19 protein-coding genes are annotated in these 21,449 nt (G+C 61.1%); 5 read left to right on the forward strand and 14 right to left on the reverse strand.

Annotation, left to right across the window (positions count from 1 at the left end; all coding sequences use genetic code 11):
• Nucleotides 1–11: 11 nt before the first annotated feature.
• Together HBN98_RS10995 and HBN98_RS11000 are read left to right on the forward strand one after the other, a co-directional pair.
• Nucleotides 12–590: a DUF6436 domain-containing protein gene (locus HBN98_RS10995; RefSeq protein ID WP_064589705.1), complete on the forward strand. Its 579-nt coding sequence runs from the start codon at nt 12–14 to the stop codon at nt 588–590.
• A 102-nt stretch (nt 591–692) separates the two neighbouring features.
• On the forward strand, nt 693–3,104 hold the full coding sequence (locus HBN98_RS11000) for a penicillin acylase family protein (protein WP_083367624.1): 2,412 nt from the start codon (nt 693–695) through the stop codon (nt 3,102–3,104).
• Between the two features lie 114 nt (nt 3,105–3,218).
• On the opposite strand, the gene HBN98_RS11005 is transcribed toward HBN98_RS11000, so the two are convergent.
• Entirely contained in the window at nt 3,219–4,184 is a 966-nt protein-coding gene (locus HBN98_RS11005) for a GlxA family transcriptional regulator (protein ID WP_083367623.1), read from the reverse strand.
• 303 nt (nt 4,185–4,487) lie between these two features.
• Here HBN98_RS11005 and HBN98_RS11010 point away from each other — a divergent pair, with 303 nt between their 5' ends.
• Nucleotides 4,488–5,129 carry an HD domain-containing protein gene (locus HBN98_RS11010; RefSeq protein ID WP_083367622.1) on the forward strand — a complete coding sequence of 214 codons (642 nt, stop codon included), beginning with the start codon at nt 4,488–4,490 and terminating at the stop codon, nt 5,127–5,129.
• A gap of 91 nt (nt 5,130–5,220) precedes the next feature.
• Here the strand turns inward: HBN98_RS11010 and HBN98_RS11015 are convergent, their stop codons facing one another.
• The 7 genes from HBN98_RS11015 to HBN98_RS11045 form a co-directional block, all read right to left on the reverse strand.
• The gene (locus tag HBN98_RS11015; RefSeq protein WP_064589709.1) at nt 5,221–6,111 is read right to left on the reverse strand and encodes an ABC transporter permease subunit; all 891 of its coding nucleotides are present in this window, start codon (nt 6,109–6,111) and stop codon (nt 5,221–5,223) included.
• Nucleotides 6,108–6,989, reverse strand: a complete 882-nt coding sequence (locus tag HBN98_RS11020) for an ABC transporter permease subunit (protein ID WP_169844052.1) — start codon at nt 6,987–6,989, stop codon at nt 6,108–6,110. The genes HBN98_RS11015 and HBN98_RS11020 overlap by 4 nt, the downstream gene beginning before the upstream one ends.
• Before the next feature lie 35 nt (nt 6,990–7,024).
• Nucleotides 7,025–8,167 (reverse strand): ABC transporter ATP-binding protein, encoded by a 1,143-nt coding sequence (locus HBN98_RS11025; protein ID WP_003229245.1) that lies wholly within the window; start codon nt 8,165–8,167, stop codon nt 7,025–7,027.
• A 67-nt stretch (nt 8,168–8,234) separates the two neighbouring features.
• Nucleotides 8,235–9,332, reverse strand: a complete 1,098-nt coding sequence (locus tag HBN98_RS11030; RefSeq protein ID WP_064589710.1) for a polyamine ABC transporter substrate-binding protein — start codon at nt 9,330–9,332, stop codon at nt 8,235–8,237.
• Nucleotides 9,333–9,519: 187 nt separating this feature from the next.
• On the reverse strand, nt 9,520–10,629 hold the full coding sequence (locus tag HBN98_RS11035; protein WP_083367620.1) for a polyamine ABC transporter substrate-binding protein: 1,110 nt from the start codon (nt 10,627–10,629) through the stop codon (nt 9,520–9,522).
• 171 nt (nt 10,630–10,800) lie between these two features.
• Nucleotides 10,801–12,165, reverse strand: coding sequence for an aspartate aminotransferase family protein (locus HBN98_RS11040; RefSeq protein WP_083367619.1), 1,365 nt, complete (start codon nt 12,163–12,165; stop codon nt 10,801–10,803).
• A 56-nt stretch (nt 12,166–12,221) separates the two neighbouring features.
• Nucleotides 12,222–13,580, reverse strand: a complete 1,359-nt coding sequence (locus HBN98_RS11045; RefSeq protein WP_007967993.1) for a glutamine synthetase family protein — start codon at nt 13,578–13,580, stop codon at nt 12,222–12,224.
• Nucleotides 13,581–14,310: 730 nt separating this feature from the next.
• Between HBN98_RS11045 and HBN98_RS11050 the strand changes: the two genes are divergently transcribed.
• Nucleotides 14,311–15,687 (forward strand): glutamine synthetase family protein, encoded by a 1,377-nt coding sequence (locus HBN98_RS11050; RefSeq protein WP_064589713.1) that lies wholly within the window; start codon nt 14,311–14,313, stop codon nt 15,685–15,687.
• 270 nt (nt 15,688–15,957) lie between these two features.
• Nucleotides 15,958–16,590 carry a TetR/AcrR family transcriptional regulator gene (locus HBN98_RS11055; protein WP_083367618.1) on the forward strand — a complete coding sequence of 211 codons (633 nt, stop codon included), beginning with the start codon at nt 15,958–15,960 and terminating at the stop codon, nt 16,588–16,590.
• Nucleotides 16,591–16,694: 104 nt separating this feature from the next.
• On the opposite strand, the gene HBN98_RS11060 is transcribed toward HBN98_RS11055, so the two are convergent.
• From HBN98_RS11060 to ssuE, 6 genes are all read right to left on the reverse strand, one after another.
• Nucleotides 16,695–16,910 (reverse strand): TOBE domain-containing protein, encoded by a 216-nt coding sequence (locus HBN98_RS11060; RefSeq protein ID WP_007967989.1) that lies wholly within the window; start codon nt 16,908–16,910, stop codon nt 16,695–16,697.
• Nucleotides 16,911–16,942: 32 nt separating this feature from the next.
• Nucleotides 16,943–17,749: an aliphatic sulfonates ABC transporter ATP-binding protein gene (gene ssuB, locus HBN98_RS11065; protein WP_083367617.1), complete on the reverse strand. Its 807-nt coding sequence runs from the start codon at nt 17,747–17,749 to the stop codon at nt 16,943–16,945.
• On the reverse strand, nt 17,746–18,528 hold the full coding sequence (ssuC, locus tag HBN98_RS11070; protein ID WP_083367616.1) for an aliphatic sulfonate ABC transporter permease SsuC: 783 nt from the start codon (nt 18,526–18,528) through the stop codon (nt 17,746–17,748). The genes ssuB and ssuC overlap by 4 nt, the downstream gene beginning before the upstream one ends.
• An 8-nt stretch (nt 18,529–18,536) precedes the next feature.
• Nucleotides 18,537–19,685 (reverse strand): FMNH2-dependent alkanesulfonate monooxygenase, encoded by a 1,149-nt coding sequence (gene ssuD / locus HBN98_RS11075; protein ID WP_083367615.1) that lies wholly within the window; start codon nt 19,683–19,685, stop codon nt 18,537–18,539.
• A 25-nt stretch (nt 19,686–19,710) separates the two neighbouring features.
• Entirely contained in the window at nt 19,711–20,676 is a 966-nt protein-coding gene (locus HBN98_RS11080) for a sulfonate ABC transporter substrate-binding protein (RefSeq protein ID WP_083367614.1), read from the reverse strand.
• Between the two features lie 90 nt (nt 20,677–20,766).
• Nucleotides 20,767–21,360 (reverse strand): NADPH-dependent FMN reductase, encoded by a 594-nt coding sequence (ssuE, locus tag HBN98_RS11085; protein ID WP_027610508.1) that lies wholly within the window; start codon nt 21,358–21,360, stop codon nt 20,767–20,769.
• Nucleotides 21,361–21,449 lie beyond the last annotated feature (89 nt).

Raw genomic sequence — 21,449 nt, forward strand, 5'->3', positions numbered from 1 at the left:
ATCGAAAAACCATGCGCTCGCCCTACCGCACCGCACTGTTTGCCAGCCTGCTCGCGCTTGTGTGTGCCGGGGTGCTGTGGGCGGCGTACGACTGGTTTCAAGGGCGCTATCTGCGCGCATTCAGTCAGCACACGGCGGTGTTTTCCGGTGATTCACTGCGCCTGCCCGATGAGTTGGCAGGTCCCGGCAAAGTCCGCCTCGTGCACTTCTGGGACCCGGCCTGCCCGTGCAACGTTGGCAATCAACAGCACCTGACGGAAATGGTCGAACAGTTCGGCCCGCGCGGCGTGGAATTCTTCGCCGTGCAGAAGGCTGGCAGCCACGGCCAGTTGCCGGCCACCCTGAGCAACCTGAAAACCATCGCGGTGCTGCCGGGTTCCGAACAGGTCCCGGCCAGCCCCGCCGTGGCGATCTGGGACCGCAGCGGCAAACTGGCGTACTTCGGCCCGTACAGCGAAGGCCTGACCTGCAACTCCAGCAACAGCTTTATCGAACCAATCCTCAACGCGCTGATGGCTGATCGCCCGGTCAACGCCACGCATACCCTGGCAGTCGGTTGTTATTGCCCGTGGCCGGTGGTGGTGCAGTAAGGCATTCCGGACTTTTCAAGGACAGCGATGCACGGCACGGAAGGTCTGTGCTAATTGTTTGCAGCCCGACGGGCGGCAATCCCGCATGTACAAGGAGTCACCATGAAACGCGTTTTCACCGTTCTTGCCTTGCTCATCGTTGTCCTGCTCGCCGGTGTCGGCGGGTACGTCTATAGCAAGCAGCCGACGCGTCAGGGTCAGGTGGAGCTGCGCAACCTGCAAGGTTCGGTGACCGTGCGTTACGACGAGCGTGGCGTGCCGCACATCCGCGCCGAAAACGAAACCGATCTGTATCGCGCCCTCGGCTACGTGCATGCCCAGGACCGCCTGTTCCAGATGGAAGCCATGCGCCGCCTGGCGCGCGGCGAGCTGGCCGAAGTGCTCGGGCCGAAGCTGCTCGACACCGACAAACTGTTCCGCAGCCTGCGCATCCGCGAACGCGCCGCCAGTTATGTCGCCAGCCTCGATAAGCAGTCCCCGGCGTGGAAGGCCCTGCAAGCCTATCTGGACGGCATCAACCAATATCAGGACAGCCACGCCGCGCCAGTCGAGTTCGACGTGCTGGGCATCCCCAAGCGGCCGTTCACGGCCGAAGACAGCATCAGCGTCGCCGGTTACATGGCCTACAGCTTTGCGGCGGCGTTTCGCACCGAACCGCTGTTGACCTACGTGCGCGATCAACTCGGCGCCGACTACCTCAACGTCTTCGACCTCGACTGGCAGCCCAAGGGCGTGCTCGCCAAAGGTCGCCCTCATCCGACCCCGGCCTTGGCTGCCGGCGACTGGAAAGACCTCAACGCCCTCGCCCGCCTCAGCGAACAGGCACTGATCGAAAACGGCCTGCCGCAATTCGAAGGCAGCAACGCCTGGGTGATTGCCGGCAGCCGCAGCCAGAGCGGCAAACCGCTGCTGGCCGGCGACCCGCACATTCGCTTCTCGGTGCCGTCGGTGTGGTACGAGGCGCAACTGTCGGCGCCGGGCTTTGAGCTCTACGGCCACCATCAGGCGCTGGTGCCGTTCGCGTTCCTCGGCCACAACCTGGATTTCGGCTGGAGCCTGACCATGTTCCAGAACGATGATCTGGATCTGATCGCCGAGAAGGTCAACCCGGACAACCCGAATCAGGTCTGGTACCACGGCCAGTGGACCGATCTGGTCAGCAGCGAGCAGCAGATTGCGGTGAAGGGACAGGCACCGGTGACGCTGACCCTGCGCCAGTCGCCCCATGGCCCGATCGTCAACGACGCCCTCGGCAGCGCTGCCGGCAAGACCCCGATCGCCATGTGGTGGGCGTTCCTCGAAACGCCGAATCCGATCCTCGAAGGTTTCTACCAGCTCAACCGCGCCGACACCCTGACCAAGGCCCGCGCGGCGGCAGCCAAGGTGCAGGCGCCGGGACTGAACATCGTCTACGCCAACGCCAAGGGCGACATCGCCTGGTGGGCCTCGGCGCTGTTGCCCAAGCGCCCGGCCGGGGTGAAGCCGGAGTTCATTCTCGACGGCAGCAGCAATCAGGCGGACAAGGACGGCTACTACCCGTTCAGCGCCAACCCACAGGAAGAAAACCCGCCGCGCGGCTACATCGTCTCGGCCAACTTCCAGCCCCTGTCGCCGACCGCAATGGAGATCCCCGGTTACTACAACCTGGCCGATCGCGGGCAACAGCTCAACCGCCAGCTCAGCGACAAGAACGTGAAGTGGAGCAACGAGGCCAACCAGAAGTTGCAACTGGGCACCACCACCGCTTACGGCCCGCGCACCCTGGCGCCGTTGCTGCCGGTGTTGCGCGAAGTGGTGAGCGATCCGGCGCAGTTGAAACTGGTCGAGCAACTGGCGCAGTGGCCAGGCGACTATCCGCTGGATTCGGTCAACGCGACGGTCTTCAACCAGTTCCTCTACGACTTGGCCGATGCGGCGATGCGCGATGAACTGGGTAACGATTTCTTCGAAACGCTGCTGTCGACCCGGGTCATCGATGCCGCCCTGCCGCGCCTGGCGGCGAACGCGGATTCGCCGTGGTGGGACAACCGCAACACGCCGGCCAAGGAGACCCGCGCCGACATCGTGAAGGTGGCGTGGCAGGCGAGCATGGCGCATCTGAAACAGACCCTCGGCGACAATCCGTCCGATTGGCAATGGGGCACCGCGCACACCCTGGCCCACGGCCACCCATTGGGGCAGCAGAAGCCGCTGGACCGCATCGTCAATGTCGGGCCATTCGCCGCGCCCGGCAGTCATGAAGTGCCGAACAATCTCTCGGCCAAACTCGGCCCGGCGCCATGGCCGGTGACTTACGGGCCTTCAACGCGGCGCCTGGTGGACTTCGCCGACCCCGCGCACAGCCTGACCATCAACCCGGTCGGCCAGAGCGGCGTGCCGTTCGACAGCCACTATGACGATCAGGCCGAAGAGTACGTCGAGGGCATGTATGTGCAGGCGCACTTCAGCGAGGAAGAAGTGACGGCCAATACCCGCAGTACGTTGAAGCTGTTGCCGGCGCGGGCTGCGCAATAGTTTTTGGTTTTCAGGGCTGACGTCTTCGCGAGCAGGCTCGCTCCCACATTTGGAAAGCATTCCCCTGTGGGAGCGAGCCTGCTCGCGAAAGGGCCATCAGCAACACCTTAAATCTCAGAGCATCGCCGCAAAATTCAACCGAAACTGCTGCGGCGTCACGCCCAACCTTCGATTGAACACACTGCGCATATGCTGCGCGTCACGAAACCCGCACTGATAGGCCACGGTCTTCAGCGGTGCCGTGGTGCTTTCCAGCATCACCCGCGCCGCATCCACCCGCGCCCGCTCGACGAACTCCGCCGGAGTGACCCGGGCTTCGCGGGCGAACACCCGGGAGAAGTTACGCGCGCTCATGTTCGCCGCATTCGCCAGATCGGCAATCGTCAGATCGCCGGTGAGATTGGCCAGCACATACAACTGCACCATCGCCACCGCCGAGGTCGGCTCCGCATGCGGCGTGAGAAACGGGCTGAACTGCGACTGCCCGCCCGAGCGCTGCGTGAACACCACCAGCCGCTTGGCCACGCTCAGTGCCACTTCAGCGCCGTGATCGCGGGCCAGCAGGTACAGCGACAGATCGATCCCCGCCGTGACCCCGGCCGAGGTGTAGAGCCCACCGTCCTCGACATACAGGCGATCGGCCTCGACCCGGGTCGACGGACACAGCTGCGCCAGGGCTTCAGCATCGTTCCAGTGGGTGGTCACGGTGCGCCCTTCCAGCAGCCCCGCCCGCGCCAGCATGAACGCACCGTTGCAGATCGAACCGAAACGCCGCGCACGGGCGCTGGCTCCGCGCAGCCAGGTGTCGAACGCAGGGCCAAAATCCATGAACGGCAGCTGTGGACCACCGGCCACCAGCAGCAGGTCATAAGCATCGTGCGCTTCGCTGAACTGCCGGTGAGCGCTGAGGTTCAGACCATTGGAGCAAGCCATCGGTCCGCGTTCGAGGCCGATCACCTCCAGCTGGTAGTGTTCCTCGGGCGGCAGAAACCGGTTGGCCTCGGCGAACACATCCATCGGCCCGCTGACATCCAGCGCCTGCACGCCGGGGAATACCACGATGGCGATGGTTTTGTTCATAAGCCTCCTGGGGATCTTGTGGCGAGGGAGCTTGCTCCCGCTGGGCGGCGAAGCGGCCCCAATACCATTGAACCGGATTGTGTCAGTCAAAATGCGAACGTCTGATTTACGACTGCTGCGCAGCCGATCGGGAGCAAGCTCCCTCGCCACAATGGATCGCGATAAGCGCTCAAGCAGTGAGTTGGCACGATTTGCAGGTCGATTGGCAAGGATCGCAGCCATGCGTTGATTGTCCGTTTACCGGCTCGGGGAACAGACTTTGTTCATCGGCGCCACAACGGCGTTTTCGACGAGGACTCTCAGATGAGCAGCACCATTGCCGGTATCAAAATCCCTGACAGCGCGTTGGCCCGGGCCACCACCGAGTACATTCGCGACATCGAATCCGACCTGCTCTACCACCACTCGCGCCGAGTGTTTCTGTTCGGTGCGTTGAGCGGCGAGCGCCAGCAACTGCCGTACAACCCGGAGTTGCTGTACGTCGGCGCGATGTTCCACGACCTCGGGCTGGTCGAAGGCTATCGCAGTGATGACGAACGATTTGAAGTGGATGGCGCCAACGCGGCGGCAGCGTTTCTCAAGCCGTACGGGCTGAGCGATGACGATATCGAACAAGTCTGGCTGTCGATTGCCCTGCACACCACGCCGGGCGTGCCCAAGCATCTGCGCCCGACCGTGGCACTGGTCACCGCTGGTGTGGAAATGGACGTGCTGGGCATGGACTACGCGGCGTTCAGCAGCACCCAGCGCGAAGCCGTGGTGCATGCACATCCACGCGGGGAAGGTTTCAAGGAATGCATCATCTGCGCGTTTGCCGACGGCTTGCGCCATCGTCCGCAGACCACGTTTGGCAACGTAAAGACCGACGTACTGGTGGATCAGGAGCCGGGGTTCAAGCCGATGAACTTCGTCGAGGTCATCCGCAAGTCCCCTTGGACTTCCTGAGCCCAGAAGCAAAAGATCGCAGCCCGCGGCAGCTCCTACATTGGAATGCAATCCCTGTAGGAGCTGCCGCAGGCTGCGATCTTTTTGCCTGTTAAGCTGCTTCCGGCGCAGGCGCGCGGCGTACGTCCGGTTGCTTCCACGAATCGGCAGCGCCTTCTTCGATGGCTTGCTGGATGGCTTTCTTGCGCGCTTCTTCGGCACGGCGGCTGAAGAACCACACCAGGAACGTCACCAGCGACACCGCCAGCAGAATCAGACTCGCCACGGCGTTGATCTCCGGCTTCACGCCCAGACGCACCGCCGAGAACACTTCCATCGGCAGGGTGGTCGAACCCGGCCCGGAAACGAAGCTCGCCAGCACCAGGTCGTCCAGCGACAGGGCAAACGACATCATGCCGCCCGCTGCCAGCGATGGCGCGATCATCGGGATGGTGATCAGGAAGAACACCTTCCACGGCCGTGCGCCGAGGTCCATCGCCGCTTCTTCGATCGACAGGTCCAGCTCGCGCAGACGCGCCGACACCACCACCGCCACATACGCCGCACAGAACGTCGTGTGGGCGATCCAGATGGTGACGATGCCACGTTCCTGCGGCCAGCCGATCATCTGCGCCATCGCCACGAACAGCAGCAACAGCGACAGACCGGTGATCACCTCCGGCATTACCAGCGGCGCGGTGACCAGGCCACCGAACAGCGTGCGGCCCTTGAAGTGGGTGATGCGGGTCAGCACGAAGGCCGCCAGCGTACCCAGCGCCACTGCGGCAACCGCGGTGTAGCAGGCGATTTCCAGCGAGCGCACCACCGAACCCATCAGTTGCGTGTTGTCGAGCAGGCCGACGTACCACTTGATCGACCAGCCGCCCCACACCGTCACCAGTTTCGAGGCATTGAACGAGTAGATCACCAGGATCAGCATCGGCGCGTAGATGAACAGCAGACCCAGTACCAGCATCAGGCTGGAGAAACGGAAGTTCTTCATTCTTTGCCCTCCATTTCCTTGGCCTGACTGCGGTTGAACAGGATGATCGGCACAATCAGGATCGCCAGCATCACCACCGCCAGGGCGGACGCCACCGGCCAGTCACGGTTGTTGAAGAACTCTTGCCAGAGCACTTTACCGATCATCAGGGTTTCCGGACCGCCGAGCAGTTCCGGGATCACGAATTCACCCACCACCGGGATGAATACCAGCATGCAGCCGGCAATGATCCCGTTCTTGGACAGCGGAATGGTGATTTTCCAGAAGCTGTTGAAGGTGCTCGAACCGAGGTCGGAGGCTGCTTCCAACAGGCTCTGATCATGCTTCACCAGGTTGGCGTACAGCGGCAGGATCATGAACGGCAGGTACGAATAGACCACGCCGATGTAAACAGCCAGGTTGGTGTTGAGGATCTGCAGCGGCTCATCGATGAAACCCATGCTCATCAGGAAGCCGTTGAGCAGACCGTTGTTGCTGAGGATGCCCATCCACGCGTAAACGCGGATCAGGATCGCGGTCCAGGTCGGCATCATGATCAGCAGCACCAGCACCGTCTGCAGCTCTTTACGGGCACTGGCGATGGCATAGGCCATCGGGTAGCCGATCAGCAGGCACAGCAGCGTGCTGAAGAACGCCATCTTCAGCGAGCCGAGGTAGGCGGCGATGTACAACTCGTCGCCACCCAGCATCGCGTAGTTGCCGAGGTTCAGCAGCAGTTGCAGCTTCTGCTCGGCGAAGGTGTAGATCTCGGTGTACGGCGGGATGGCCACGTCGGCTTCAGCGAAGCTGATCTTCAGGACGATGAAGAACGGCAGCATGAAGAACAGGAACAGCCAGATGAACGGAACCCCGATGACCAGTTGGCGGCCATTGGGAATTATTCGGTTGAGCCGTCGTTTGAACTTGCGCATGTTCATGAGCGAAGTACCACGCCGCTGTCGTCTTCCCACCACACGTAAACCTGATCGCCCCAGGTCGGACGCTGGCCGCGACGCTCGGCGTTGGCGACGAACGACTGCACCAGCTTGCCGCTCGGCAGTTCGACGTAGAACACCGAGTGGCCGCCGAGGTAGGCGATGTCATGCACCTTGCCGCTCGACCAGTTGTACTCGCAGGTCGGCATTTCGGCGGTGACCAGCAGCTTCTCCGGACGGATCGCGTAGGTGACCGACTTGTCCTGCACCGAAGTGCTGATGCCGTGGCCGACGTAGATCTGCCGGTCGAGGTCCTTGCAGGTAATAGTCGCGTGGCCTTCGGCGTCGTCGATCACTTCGCCTTCGAAGATGTTGACGTTACCGATGAATTCGCACACCAGACGGCTGGTCGGGGTTTCGTAGATGTCGATCGGGCTGCCGATCTGGGCGATCCAGCCCAGGTGCATGATCGCGATACGCTCGGCCATGGTCATGGCCTCTTCCTGGTCGTGGGTCACCATCACGCAAGTTACGCCAACGCGCTCGATGATCTCTACCAGCTCAAGCTGCATCTGCGAACGCAGTTTCTTGTCCAGGGCGCCCATCGGCTCGTCGAGCAGCAACAGCTTCGGCCGCTTGGCCAGCGAGCGCGCCAGCGCCACACGCTGACGCTGGCCGCCGGACAGTTGATGCGGCTTGCGCTTGGCGTACTGGCTCATCTGTACCAGCTTGAGCATCTCGGCCACACGCGCGTCGATCTCGGCGTTGGGGATCTTGTCCTGCTTGAGGCCGAAAGCGATGTTCTGCGCCACGGTCATGTGCGGGAACAGGGCGTACGACTGGAACATCATGTTGATCGGTCGCTCGTACGGCGGCATGTCGGTGATGTCGACGCCGTCGAGGAAAATGCGCCCCTCCGTGGGCCGTTCGAACCCTGCCAGCATCCGCAGCAGAGTGGATTTGCCCGATCCCGAACCGCCGAGCAGGGCGAAGATCTCGCCCTTCTTGATTTCCAGGGACACATCGTCCACGGCAATCGTCTCGTCGAACTTCTTCGTGACCCGGTCGATTTTGACCAACACCTGCTTAGGTGTCTGGTCGCCCTCGAGGGCTTTCTTATAGGCGCCGGAGGCAACTGCCATTTACGAAACTCCCAGAAAAAAACAGTGCAGTTCGCCCAGTGCGGACGAACCCAGGATATTTTGTGCCTTACTTGCCCGACTTGACCTTGGTCCAGCTACGGGTCATCAAACGTTGAATATTGGGCGGCAACTCGGTCGACACGTACGTCTTGTCGAGGACTGCTTGCGGTGGATAAACCGCTTCATCGGTGCGGATGGACTGTTCCATCAGCTTGTCCGAACCCGGGTTGGGGTTGGCGTAACCGACGTAATCACTGACCTGGGCGATAACCTCAGGTTTCAGCAAATAGTTGATGAAGGCGTGCGCTTCCTTGACGTTGGACGAGTCCTTCGGAATCGCCAGCATGTCGAACCACAGTGCGCCGCCCTCTTTCGGAATCGAGTAGGCGATGTTCACGCCCTTCTTGGCTTCCTCGGCACGGTGTTTGGCCTGGAAGATATCGCCGGAGAAGCCGATGGCTACGCAGATGTCGCCGTTGGCCAGATCACCGATGTACTTGGACGAATGGAAGTAGGTCACGTAAGGACGCACCGCGAGCAGCTTGTCGGTGGCTTTTTTGTAATCCTTGGGATCGGTGCTGTTGGCGTTCAGGCCCATGTAGTTGAGCACGGTCGGCATCATTTCATCCGCCGAGTCGAGGAACGCCACGCCGCAGCTGTGCAGCTTCTTGATGTTCTCCGGCTCGAACAGCACGCTCCAGGAATCGATCTTGTCGACACCGAGCACAGCCTTGACCTTGTCGACGTTGTAGCCGATGCCGTTGGTGCCCCACAGGTACGGCACGGCGTACTGGTTGCCCGGATCGTTCTGTTCCAGACGTTTGAGCAGCACCGGGTCGAGGTTCGAGTAGTTCGGCAGCTGTGACTTGTCGAGCTTCTGGAACGCGCCCGCCTTGATCTGCTTGCCGAGGAAGTGGTTCGACGGCACGACCACGTCGTAACCGGTACGCCCGGCCAGCAGCTTGCCTTCCAGGGTTTCGTTGGAATCGAACACGTCGTACACCGGTTTGATCCCGGTGGCTTTCTCGAAGTCGGCCAGGGTGGTCTCGCCGATGTAATCCGACCAGTTATAAATATGCACCGTACCGGCGGCCTGGGCTCCGACAGCGATCGTCAGGCCGGCAGTGGCCAGCAGGGCTTTGCGCAAAGAAGAAAAAATAGGCAAGTGGAGGTCCTCTAAATTAGTTGGGCCCAAGTTGCCCCGCGTTACATGACAGCCATGGCTGCCCGGCAACCAAACCGGCGCGCAACTTACCCTCGAAAAACCGTTCCTGCAAAACTTCCTGTCATTTAATTGATCCGCTGGGCGCCGTCGCGGCGACGACGGCCAGCGGTTGCTGCTTCAAACCGGCTTATTTACCGGATTTGATCTTGGTCCAGCTGCGGGTCAGATCACGCTGGGTAGCGGCCGGCAAATCGGCGATCGCATACAGCTTGGCCTGCACGTCGGCTGGCGGGTAGATGCCTGGATCAGAGGTAATGTCCTTGTTCACGTACTGGGTCGCTTCGGCGTTACCGTTAGGGAAGCGCACCGCGTTGGTGATCTCGGCCATCACTTTCGGTTGCAGCAGGTAGTTCATGAACTTGTAGGCGCCGTCGATGTTTTCCGCATCTTTCGGAATCGCGACCATGTCATAGAAGCTGCCAGCGCCTTCTTTCGGAATGGCATAGCTGACTTTGACCTTGTCACCGGCCTCGGCGGCACGGGACTTGGCCTGCTGCACGTCACCCGAGTAGCCGACCGCTACGCAGATGTTGCCGTTGGCCAGGTCCGAGATGTACTTGGAGGAGTGGAAGTAGGTGACCGAAGGACGAATCTTGAGGAACAGCTCTTCGGCTTTCTTGATGTCTTCTTTCTTCTGGCTGTCGGTTGGCAGACCCAGGTAGTGCAGCGCGACCGGGAGCATTTCGGTCGGCGAGTCGAGGAAGCTCACACCGCAGCCCTTGAGCTTGGCGATGTTCTCTGGCTTGAACAGAATGTCCCAGGAATCGATGGTGTCGACGCCCAGCGCAGCCTTGACCTTCTCCGGGTTGTAGCCGATGCCGATCGAGCCCCACATGTACGGGAAGGCGTGCTTGTTGTCCGGGTCACTGACCGAAACCGCCTTGAGCAGCGACTTGTTCAGGTTGCCGTAGTTGGACAGCTTGGACTTGTCCAGCTCCTGATAAACGCCAGCCTTGATCTGCTTGGCCAGGAAGTTGTTCGATGGCACAACCACGTCGTAACCGGACTTGCCCGCCAGCAGCTTGGCTTCCAGGGTTTCGTTGCTGTCGAACACGTCGTAGACGACTTTGATCCCCGACTCTTTCTCGAAGTTGGCGATGGTGTCTGGCGCAATGTAGTCGGACCAGTTGTAGACGTGCAGCACTTTGTCGTCCGCGTGAACCGCACCCGCCATCATGCCCGCCACGGACAGCGCGAGAAGAGTCTTGCCAGCAAGCTTTTTACCTAATGCCTTCATGCGTCATGCTCCAAATTTTTCTTTTTTGAACCACTTTGTTCAGCGGCCGAACCCGGACAACTGGAACCGCGGCTAGTCTGGCAAGATCGGAGGCGGTCTTTCAAGAAAAGGCCAACCTTTCTGACACCTTCGAGCGAGAGCGCCGCAGCTCCCCCGCTCAAAGCCTAGCACTCAGGCTTGCAATGCACTGAGGGTCAGGTCCAGACACTTGCGTGCCTTTGTAACCAGCTCATCGATCTCCGCCTTGCTGATCACCAGCGGCGGCGCAATGATCATGGTGTCGCCCACGGCGCGCATGATCAGGCCGTTATCGAAGCAGAACTGCCGGCAGATCATGCCCACACCCCGGCCTTCATAACGCTTGCGAGTGGCCTTGTCCTGCACCAGCTCGATCGCCCCCAGCAGGCCGACCCCGCGTACTTCGCCCACCAACGGGTGATCGTTGAGTTCGCGCAGACGTTTCTGCAAATACGGTGCCGTTTCGTTGTGCGCGTTCTCGATAATTTTCTCGTCGCGCAGAATCCGGATGTTTTCCAGTCCCACCGCTGCCGCCACCGGGTGCCCGGAGTAGGTGAAGCCGTGGTTGAAGTCGCCGCCTTCGTTGAGCACCTTCACCACGTCGTCGCGAACGATCAGGCCACCCATCGGGATATAACCGGAGGTCAAGCCTTTGGCGATGGTCATCATGTCCGGCTTCAGATCATAGAAATCCGAACCGAACCATTGGCCGGTACGACCGAATCCGCAGATCACTTCGTCCGCCACGAACAGGATGTCGTACTTGGCGAGGATTTCCTTGATGCGCGGCCAGTAGGTGTCGGGCGGAATGATCACGCCGCCGGCGCCCTGGATCGGCTCGGCAATAAAGGCACCGACGTTGTCAACGCCGACTTCGAGAATCTTCTCTTCAAGCTGATTGGCCGCCCAGATGCCGAACTCTTCCGGCGACATGTCGCCGCCCTCGGCGAACCAGTAAGGCTGCGCGATGTGGACGATGCCCGGAATCGGCAAGTCGCCCTGTTCGTGCATATACGTCATGCCACCCAGGCTCGCGCCGGCCACGGTGGAACCGTGATAACCGTTCTTGCGGCTGATGATGACTTTCTTGTTCGGCTGGCCCTTGATCGCCCAGTAGTGGCGGACCATGCGCAGCATGGTGTCGTTGCCTTCGGAACCGGAGCCGGTGAAGAACACGTGGTTCATGCCTTGTGGCGCCACGTCGGCAATGGCCTTGGCCAGTTCCAGTGCCGGCGGGTGCGCGGTCTGGAAGAACAGGTTGTAGTAAGGCAGCTCGCGCATCTGTTTGGCAGCCGCGTCAGCCAGCTCGTCGCGGCCATAACCGATCGCCACGCACCACAGACCCGCCATGCCATCGAGGATCTTGTTGCCCTCGCTGTCCCACAGGTACACGCCCTTGGCGTTGGTGATGATCCGTGGACCCTTCTCTTTCAGCTGCTTGAAATCGCTGAACGGGGCCAGGTGGTGATCGCTGCTCAGGGCTTGCCACTCACGGGTTTGCGGGTTGTTGCTGGTCATGCCAATTCTCCTTGTTATCGGTGAAGGCGCGGCTGCTGCCAGCCGCGCCCGGCGTATCAGACGGCGAAGAGCAGGTACTCACGCTCCCAGGAACTGATAACGCGCTTGAAGTTTTCGTGCTCGGCCCGCTTGACCGCGACGTAGCCGGTGATGAAGGTCTTGCCCAGGTATTTCTCGATGGTCGCGCTGTTTTCCATGCGCTCCAGTGCGTCCTCGATGGTCAGCGGCAGGCGCAGGTTGCGGCGTTCATAGCCACGACCGACCACCGGCGCGCTCGGGTTGAGACCCTCGACCATGCCGATGTAGCCGCACAGCAGGCTCGCGGCAATCGCCAGGTACGGGTTGGCGTCAGCGCCCGGCAGGCGGTTTTCCACGCGGCGGTTCTGCGGGCCGGCATCCGGGACACGCAGGCCCACGGTGCGGTTCTCTTCGCCCCACTCCACGTTCACCGGCGCCGAGGTGTCCGGCAGGAAGCGGCGGAACGAGTTGACGTTCGGTGCGAACAGCGGCAGCAATTCCGGGATGAGTTTCTGCAGGCCACCGATGTGGTGCAGGAACAGCTGGCTCATGGTCCCGTCTTCATTGGAGAACACGTTCTTGCCGGTCTCGATGTCGATGATGCTCTGGTGCAGGTGCATGGCACTGCCCGGCTCACCGGTCATTGGCTTGGCCATGAAGGTCGCGGCCACGTCGTGTTTGAGCGCCGCTTCGCGCATGGTGCGCTTGAACACCAGGATCTGGTCGGCCAGCGACAGTGCGTCGCCGTGACGGAAGTTGATTTCCATCTGCGCCGTGCCGTCTTCGTGGATCAGCGTGTCGAGGTCCAGCTCCTGCAGTTCGCACCAGTCGTAGACGTCTTCGAACAGCGGGTCGAATTCGTTCGCCGCTTCGATGGAGAACGACTGACGACCGATTTCCGGACGCCCGGAGCGGCCGATTGGCGGCTGCAACGGATAGTCAGGGTCGTCGCTGCGCTTGGTCAGGTAGAACTCCATTTCCGGCGCCACGATCGGCTGCCAGCCTTTGTCGGCGTAGAGTTTCAGGACTTTCTTGAGGACGTTGCGCGGCGACAGCTCGATCGGGTTGCCTTGCTTGTCGTAAGTGTCGTGGATCACCTGGGCAGTCGGCTCGATGGCCCATGGCACCAAGTACACGGCGTTCTGGTCGGGGCGGCAGATCATGTCGATGTCGGCCGGGTCGAGCAGTTCGTAATAGATGTCGTCTTCGACGTAGTCGCCGGTCACGGTCTGCAGCAATACGCTCTCTGGCAGGCGCATGCCCTTTTCGGCGATGAACTTGTTGGTCGGCGAGATCTTGCCCCGGGTGATACCGGTCAAGTCGCCGATCATGCATTCGACTTCTGTGATCTTGTGGTCTTTCAACCAATCGGTGAGCTGGTCGAGGTTGTTACTCATAAATGCCTCTGGGCTGAGTCTCCTGACATCGTGTCAGGCAAAGTTTGACGCCGTGGCGTCGCGTTAAAGGGGGCTTGCTTGCGCGCAGTGCCGGCTTACGCCTGGCACCGCGCATAGACAATGAAAGAGGAGCTTACCTGCCCTTTACGCTGGCGTTGCATTTCCTGTGCACATTCAAGGCGTGCAGAATCATGAGCACGGCTCGAAGAGCGGCACAGGCTTTGGGACTCAAAGAGATCTATATTGGAGGGGGACGCCATAAACAGGATGCTTTGCCGTACGTCCAGAATAACGGACGCTGCCATTCTGGCTGCTGCCGACGAGAACATCGTCGACAGACTGCGAGCCTTGCAGGCTGCGCCACGGAAGGATTTGTCGCCACTGATGTGTTGAGCATGCAGACCGGACTGTTGCGAGCAGTCGGTGATGCCGATTAACGGCAGGCGAGACATGAAGCACCCCGGTATTATTGCTGTTATGGGTTTGATCCGAGCTTAGCCTTGTTCATTTTTTTACACAACACCCCCGTAAAAAATACAACACGGCCTGCTCAAGCCTGCGGGTGCCAAGCGTCCCCAGCACAAAAAACTGCCCCGAAGTGCCCCATAAATGCCCTCGCGGCGCTTTTTTAGGGCAAAAAAGGCCTTGCTTGACTTCGGCATGCCGTTCGGGTTGACTGAAACCAGAAAAGATCAATGATTGATATTTTTAACAACAAAGGTGTTGCATCATGTCGGTACCCCCGCGTGCCGTTCAGCTTAACGAAGCGAACGCGTTCCTTAAGGAACATCCTGAGGTTCTGTACGTTGACCTTCTGATTGCGGATATGAATGGTGTGGTGCGCGGCAAGCGCATCGAACGCACCAGCCTCCACAAGGTTTACGAGAAAGGCATCAACCTGCCGGCCTCTCTATTTGCTCTGGATATCAATGGTTCTACGGTGGAAAGCACCGGCCTGGGTCTGGACATCGGCGACGCCGACCGGATCTGCTATCCAATCCCCGATACCCTGTGCAACGAGCCATGGCAGAAGCGCCCTACCGCGCAACTGTTGATGACCATGCACGAACTCGAAGGCGATCCGTTCTTCGCCGATCCGCGCGAAGTGCTCCGTCAAGTTGTTGCAAAGTTTGACGAGCTGGGATTGACCATCTGCGCCGCCTTCGAACTGGAGTTCTACCTGATCGACCAGGAGAACGTGAACGGCCGTCCACAGCCGCCACGCTCGCCGATCTCCGGCAAACGCCCGCACTCGACTCAGGTCTACCTGATCGACGACCTCGACGAATACGTCGACTGCCTCCAGGACATTCTGGAAGGCGCCAAAGAGCAAGGCATCCCGGCCGACGCCATTGTCAAGGAAAGTGCCCCGGCGCAGTTCGAAGTGAACCTGCACCACGTCGCCGACCCGATCAAGGCCTGCGACTACGCAGTCCTGCTCAAGCGTCTGATCAAGAACATCGCCTACGACCATGAAATGGACACCACCTTCATGGCCAAGCCTTACCCGGGCCAGGCAGGCAATGGTTTGCACGTCCACATTTCGATTCTTGATAAAGATGGCAAAAACATTTTTGCCAGCGAGGATCCCGAGCAGAACGCCGCGCTGCGTCACGCGATCGGCGGTGTGCTCGAGACCCTGCCGGCGCAGATGGCTTTCCTCTGCCCGAACGTCAACTCGTACCGTCGCTTCGGCGCGCAGTTCTATGTTCCGAACTCGCCGTGCTGGGGCCTGGACAACCGCACCGTGGCGATCCGCGTACCGACCGGCTCTGCCGATGCCGTGCGCATCGAACACCGCGTGGCCGGCGCCGACGCCAACCCGTACCTGCTGATGGCTTCGGTCCTGGCCGGTGTGCATCACGGTCTGGTGAACAAGATCGAGCCGGGCGCTCCGGTTGAAGGCAACAGCTACGAGCAGAACGAACAAAGCCTGCCGAACAACTTGCGCGATGCCCTGCGTGAGCTGGACGACAGCGAGGTGATGGCCAAGTACATCGATCCGAAATACATCGATATCTTCGTCGCCTGCAAAGAGAGCGAGCTGGAGGAGTTCGAACACTCCATCTCCGACCTCGAGTACAACTGGTACCTGCATACCGTGTAAACGGATGTCAGGCATAAAAAGCGCTGCCGGCTATTTCAGCCCGCAGCGCTTTTTTATGCCCGAACTTTATCCCTGTGGCGAGGGAGCTTGCTCCCGCTCGGCTGCGCAGCAGTCGTAAAACCAGCTGACCAGTTTTTCAGACACACCGGACCTTATAGTTTTGGGGCTGCTGCGCAACCCAGCGGGAGCAAGCTCCCTCGCCACAAGGACTGTGTTGCACTGGGGATGGGCGCTCCGCGTACAATGCCCGCTGCCCCGCAGGAGACTTCCATGACGCGTCCCGCCCCCGTCCGCAAACCCCGTGCCCGCAGTCAGGCGCGGATCGATTCGATACTCGACGCCGCGCGTACGCTGCTGGCCGCCGAGGGAGTGGCCAGCCTGTCGATCTACAGCGTGGCCGAACGCGCGCAGATTCCACCGTCCTCCGTGTACCACTTCTTCGCCAGCGTCCCAGCCCTGCTCGAAGCGCTGACCGCCGATGTGCACGCCGCTTTTCGCGCCTGCCTGCAAGCACCGATCGACCACGACGCCCTACGCGACTGGCGCGACCTGTCGCGGCTGGTCGAGGAGCGGATGCTGGAGATCTACGACGAGGACGCCGCCGCCCGCCAGCTGATCCTTGCCCAGCACGGCCTGACCGAAGTGACCCAGGCCGACCGGCAGCACGACATCGAACTGGGCGACCTGATGCACAAGCTGTTCGACCACCATTTCGAATTGCCGCGCCTGCCGAGCGATGTCGATGTGTTTGCCCTGGCAATGGAGCTGGGCGACCGCGTGTATGCGCGATCGGTGCAGCAGCACGGGCAGATCACGCCGCGCATGGCCGAGGAAGGGATGCGGGTGTTTGATGCCTATATCGGATTATACCTTCCGCCTTACCTGCCCAAAAGAATTCTCTAGCGTCTTTACCGGCCTGCTCGCGAAGGCCGCGCCGCAAACTTCAAGACAGACACAAAAAACCCCGAAGGGCTCACGCCCTCCGGGGTTTGTTTTTACTCACAGACTTACAACTTGGCGATCGACACCTCGGTAGATTTCACAAAGGCGATTACCTCACTGCCCACCGCCAGTTCCAGCTCCTTGACCGAACGGGTGGTGATCACCGAAGTGACGATGCCGGAGGCTGTCTGCACGTCGATTTCCGACAGCACGTCGCCGAGAACGATCTCCTTGATCGAGCCTTTGAACTGGTTGCGCACGTTGATGGCTTTGATAGTCATGGCTTTGATTCCTGTCGTTGATAAAGCTTGAGTTATTGCGCCCAACGCAATTGCGTAGGCAGGGGTGAAACAGGTTCCGGCTCCGGCGGCTCGCCGGGCAGGGACAGAACACGGTTGAGTACTTCGGTTTCCAGCGCCGCCAGTCGGTGCGAACCCCGCACTCGAGGGCGTGGCAGCTCCACTTGCAGATCGAGACCGACTTCGCCGTCCTCGATCAGAATCACCCGATCGGCAATCGCCACCGCTTCGCTGACGTCGTGGGTCACCAGCAGCACGGTGAAGCCGTGTTGCTGCCACAGGCGTTCGATCAGTTGCTGCATCTCGATCCGGGTCAGGGCGTCCAGCGCACCGAGCGGCTCGTCGAGCAGCAGCAGGCGCGGTTGATGGATCAACGCCCGGGCCAGAGCCACCCGCTGCTTCTGCCCGCCGGATAAAGCCGCCGGCCACTCGTTGGCACGATCCGCCAGACCGACCGCTTCCAGCGCTTGCAGAGCCTGCGGACGCCAGTTGCCCTTGAGGCCGAGGCCGACGTTGTCGATGATCTTTTTCCACGGCAGCAGCCGTGCTTCCTGAAACATCAGCCGGGTGTCTTCCCGCGCATCGTTCAGCGGTGCGGCGCCGGCCAGCAGGGCGCCGCCAGTCGGTTGATCGAGGCCGGCAAGCAAGCGCAGCAAGGTGCTCTTGCCGCAACCGCTACGCCCGACCACGGCGACGAATTGTCCCGCCGGGATGTGCAGGTCGATGTCGCGCAGCACTTGCCGCGCACCAAAGGTTTTCTGCAGGTTGCGCACCACCAGCGGTATCCCGCGCAGCAGGCGTGGAGGTTGTTGAGCGGTCATGCCGCACCTCCCTTGGCGACTTGATAAGCCGGATGCCAGCGCAGCCACACCCGCTCAAGTCCACGGGCGGCGAGGTCGGCAAGTTTGCCGAGCACCGCGTAAAGCAGGATCGCCAGCACCACCACGTCGGTCTGCAAAAACTCACGGGCATTCATTGCCAGATAGCCGATGCCGGAACTGGCCGAGATGGTTTCCGCAACGATCAGCGTCAGCCACATGAAGCCCAGCGCAAAACGCACACCGACCAGAATCGAAGGCAGCGCCCCCGGCAGAATCACCTGCCAGAACAGGCTGAAACCGCTCAAGCCGTAACTGCGCGCCATCTCCACCAGCGCCGGATCGACGTTGCGGATGCCGTGATAGGTATTGAGGTAGATCGGGAACAACGTGCCCAATGCCACCAGGAAAATCTTCGCCGACTCATCGATGCCGAACCACAGGATCACCAGCGGAATCAGCGCCAGGTGCGGCACGTTGCGGATCATCTGCACCGAGCTGTCGAGCAGGCGCTCGCCCCACTTCGACAGCCCGGTGATGATCCCCAGCACCAGACCGATGCTGCCACCGATGGTGAAGCCCAGCGCCGCACGCCAGCCACTGATCGCCAAGTGCGTCCAGATCTCGCCGCTGCGTACCAGACTGACGCCGGCCTCGATCACCGCCACCGGTGCCGGCAGGATCCGCGTCGACAACCAACCGGCCGACACCGACAACTGCCACACCGCCAGCAACAACACCGGCAACGCCCAGGGCGCGAGGCTGTGGATAATTTTCTTCATGGCCCGCCTCAGCTCTGCGACGCGGCTTTGGGAAGAATGTCGTTGGCGACCATCTCGCCGAACGGGCTGACATAGCCTGCACTTTTCGGCAGTTCCGGGCGCTCGATGTCGAGGTGCGGAAACAACAGTTCCGCGACGCGATACGACTCTTCCAGGTGTGGATAACCGGAGAAGATGAACGTGTCGATACCCAGATCCGCGTATTCCTTCACGCGCGCCGCGACGGTCGGACCGTCACCGACCAGCGCGGTCCCCGCACCACCGCGCACCAGACCGACGCCGGCCCACAGGTTCGGGCTGACTTCGAGGTTGTCGCGGCTGCCGCCATGCAGCGCGGCCATGCGTTGCTGGCCGACCGAGTCAAAGCGCGCCAGCGATGCCTGCGCACGCTTGATGGTGTCATCGTCCAGATGCGAGATCAGGCGATCGGCCGCTTGCCAGGCTTCGGCGTTGGTTTCACGGACGATCACATGAAGACGAATGCCGAAGCGCACGGTGCGTCCGAGCTTGGCGGCTTTGGCGCGCACCTGTTCGATCTTCTCGGCGACGGCTGCTGGCGGCTCGCCCCAGGTCAGGACCATTTCAACTTGTTCGGCTGCCAAGTCCTGCGCCGCTTCCGACGAACCGCCGAAGTACAGCGGCGGACGCGGTTGCTGGATCGGCGGATAGAGCAATTTCGCGCCCTTCACGCTGATGTGCTGGCCGTCGTAATCAACGGTTTCGCCTTCCAGCACGCGACGCCAGATCCGGGTGAATTCCACCGAGGCCTGATAGCGTTCTTCGTGGTTGAGAAACAGACCATCACCGGCCAACTCTTCCGGGTCGCCACCGGTCACCAGATTGAACAGCGCACGACCACCGGACAGACGATCCAGTGTGGCGGCCTGGCGCGCCGCAACCGTCGGGGAAATGATCCCGGGACGCAGGGCGACGAGGAATTTCAGACGCTGGGTCACCGGGATCAGCGATGCTGCCACCAGCCACGAGTCTTCGCAGGAGCGCCCGGTAGGGATCAGCACACCGCCAAAACCCAAACGATCCGCCGCTTGCGCGACCTGTTGCAGATAACCGTGGTCGACGGCGCGAGCGCCTTCGGCGGTGCCAAGGTAATGGCCGTCGCCGTGGGTAGGCAGGAACCAGAAGATATTAAGGCTCATGGAGTGGTCTCCTTGGGGATTCGAATTACTGCGCTTTAGCCACAGCGGCTGGTGGTGTCCAGATCACATCCTTGATGCTCAACGGCTTGGGAATCAGCTTGAGCTGGTAGAAGGTGTCGGCGATTTTCTGCTGCGCGGCGACCACTTCCGGGGTCAGGAACAGTGCGCCGTAGCCCTGGCGTTTCACCGAGGTCAGGGTGATGTCCGCCGGCAGACCGAGTAGTGGCGCAACCTGTTGGGTCACGTCTTCAGGGTTGGCTTTGGACCACTCGCCGACTGCGCGCACTTCTTCGACGAGGGTCTTGATCACCTCGGGATTTTTCTGCGCGTAAGGTTTGGTCGCGAGGTAGAACTGGTGGTTGTCGACGATGCCTTTGCCGTCACGCAGGGTGTGCGCTTGCAATTGTTTTTCGGCAGCGGCCTGGTACGGATCCCAGATGACCCAGGCGTCGACGCTGCCACGTTCGAACGCGGCGCGGGCATCGGCCGGCGGCAGGAATACGGTCTGGATGTCGGTGTATTTGAGGCCGGCATCTTCCAGTGCGCGCACCAGCAGGTAGTGCACGTTGGAGCCTTTGTTCAGGGCGACCTTCTTGCCCTTGAGATCGGCCACCGATTTGATCGGCGAGTCTTTCGGCACAAGGATCGCTTCGCTGTTCGGCGCTGGCGGTTCGTAGGCGACGTAGAGCAGATCGGCGCCGGCGGCCTGGGCGAACACCGGTGGGGTTTCGCCGGTGACGCCGAAGTCGATCGAGCCAACGTTCAGGCCTTCAAGCAGTTGCGGGCCACCGGGGAACTCGGTCCATTGCACGTCCACGCCTTGGGCGGCCAGACGTTTTTCCAGCGTGCCTTTGGCCTTGAGCAGCACCAGCGTGCCGTACTTCTGATAACCGATACGCAAGGTCTCGGCCTGAGCCTGGGTGATGGCGCCGAAGGACACAGCCGCAGCAAACAGAGCGACCAGACCACGACGCAAAAATACAGTGCGCATAGCGCTCTCCTTTTTGCTGTTGGGTTTTGGCTGCACCTGCTTAACCGTTAGCGGCTGAGTAAGGTGAGTTACATCAAGTTCTGGTGAGGCTTAAATGCTCCAGCGAGCACTCAATAAACGTTCGTTCAACAGGCCCGGCTCCAGCGGTTTCGGGCGGCGGGCCATGGCACTGACAAACTGGTCGAGCGCTTCATGCAGACGCTGCTCCAGCGCCGGTGCCAGTTGCGCCTGGGCACTGCCTTCGCCGTAAGCGATCTGGCTGTCTTCGGCAAAAATCCCTTGCAGCATTTCCTGGGCCTTCAATGCCGACAGCACTGGCTTGAGCGCGTAATCGACCACCAGCATGTGGGCGATGCTGCCGCCGGTGGCCATCGGCAGAACAATCTTGTGATTCAGGGCGCGTTCCGGCAGCAGGTCCAGCACGGTCTTCAGCGCGCCGGAAAACGACGCCTTGTAGACCGGGGTGGCGATCAGCAGACCGTCAGCGTTTTCAATCTGTGCCAGCAGGTCGAGCACCTTCGGGCTGTCGAAGCGGGCGTGGAGCAGGTCTTCGGCCGGGAAGTCCCGCACCTGATAACTCACCACTTCCACCCCCTGCTCCTGCAACCAGCGTTGCGAGCGCTCCAGCAACACTCCTGAGCGGGAGCGTTGGCTGGGACTGCCACCAAGTGAGACGACCAGCATTCAGACGATTCCTTGCGCTTTACAGGCGATTCGCAGGTTGCGATCTCGCTTCGATGGGAGTGACCTTACCAGCTGACTTATATATCCAT

This window comes from Pseudomonas koreensis, assembly GCF_012986595.1.
In the GTDB taxonomy this organism is placed as follows: Bacteria; Pseudomonadota; Gammaproteobacteria; order Pseudomonadales; family Pseudomonadaceae; genus Aquipseudomonas; species Aquipseudomonas koreensis.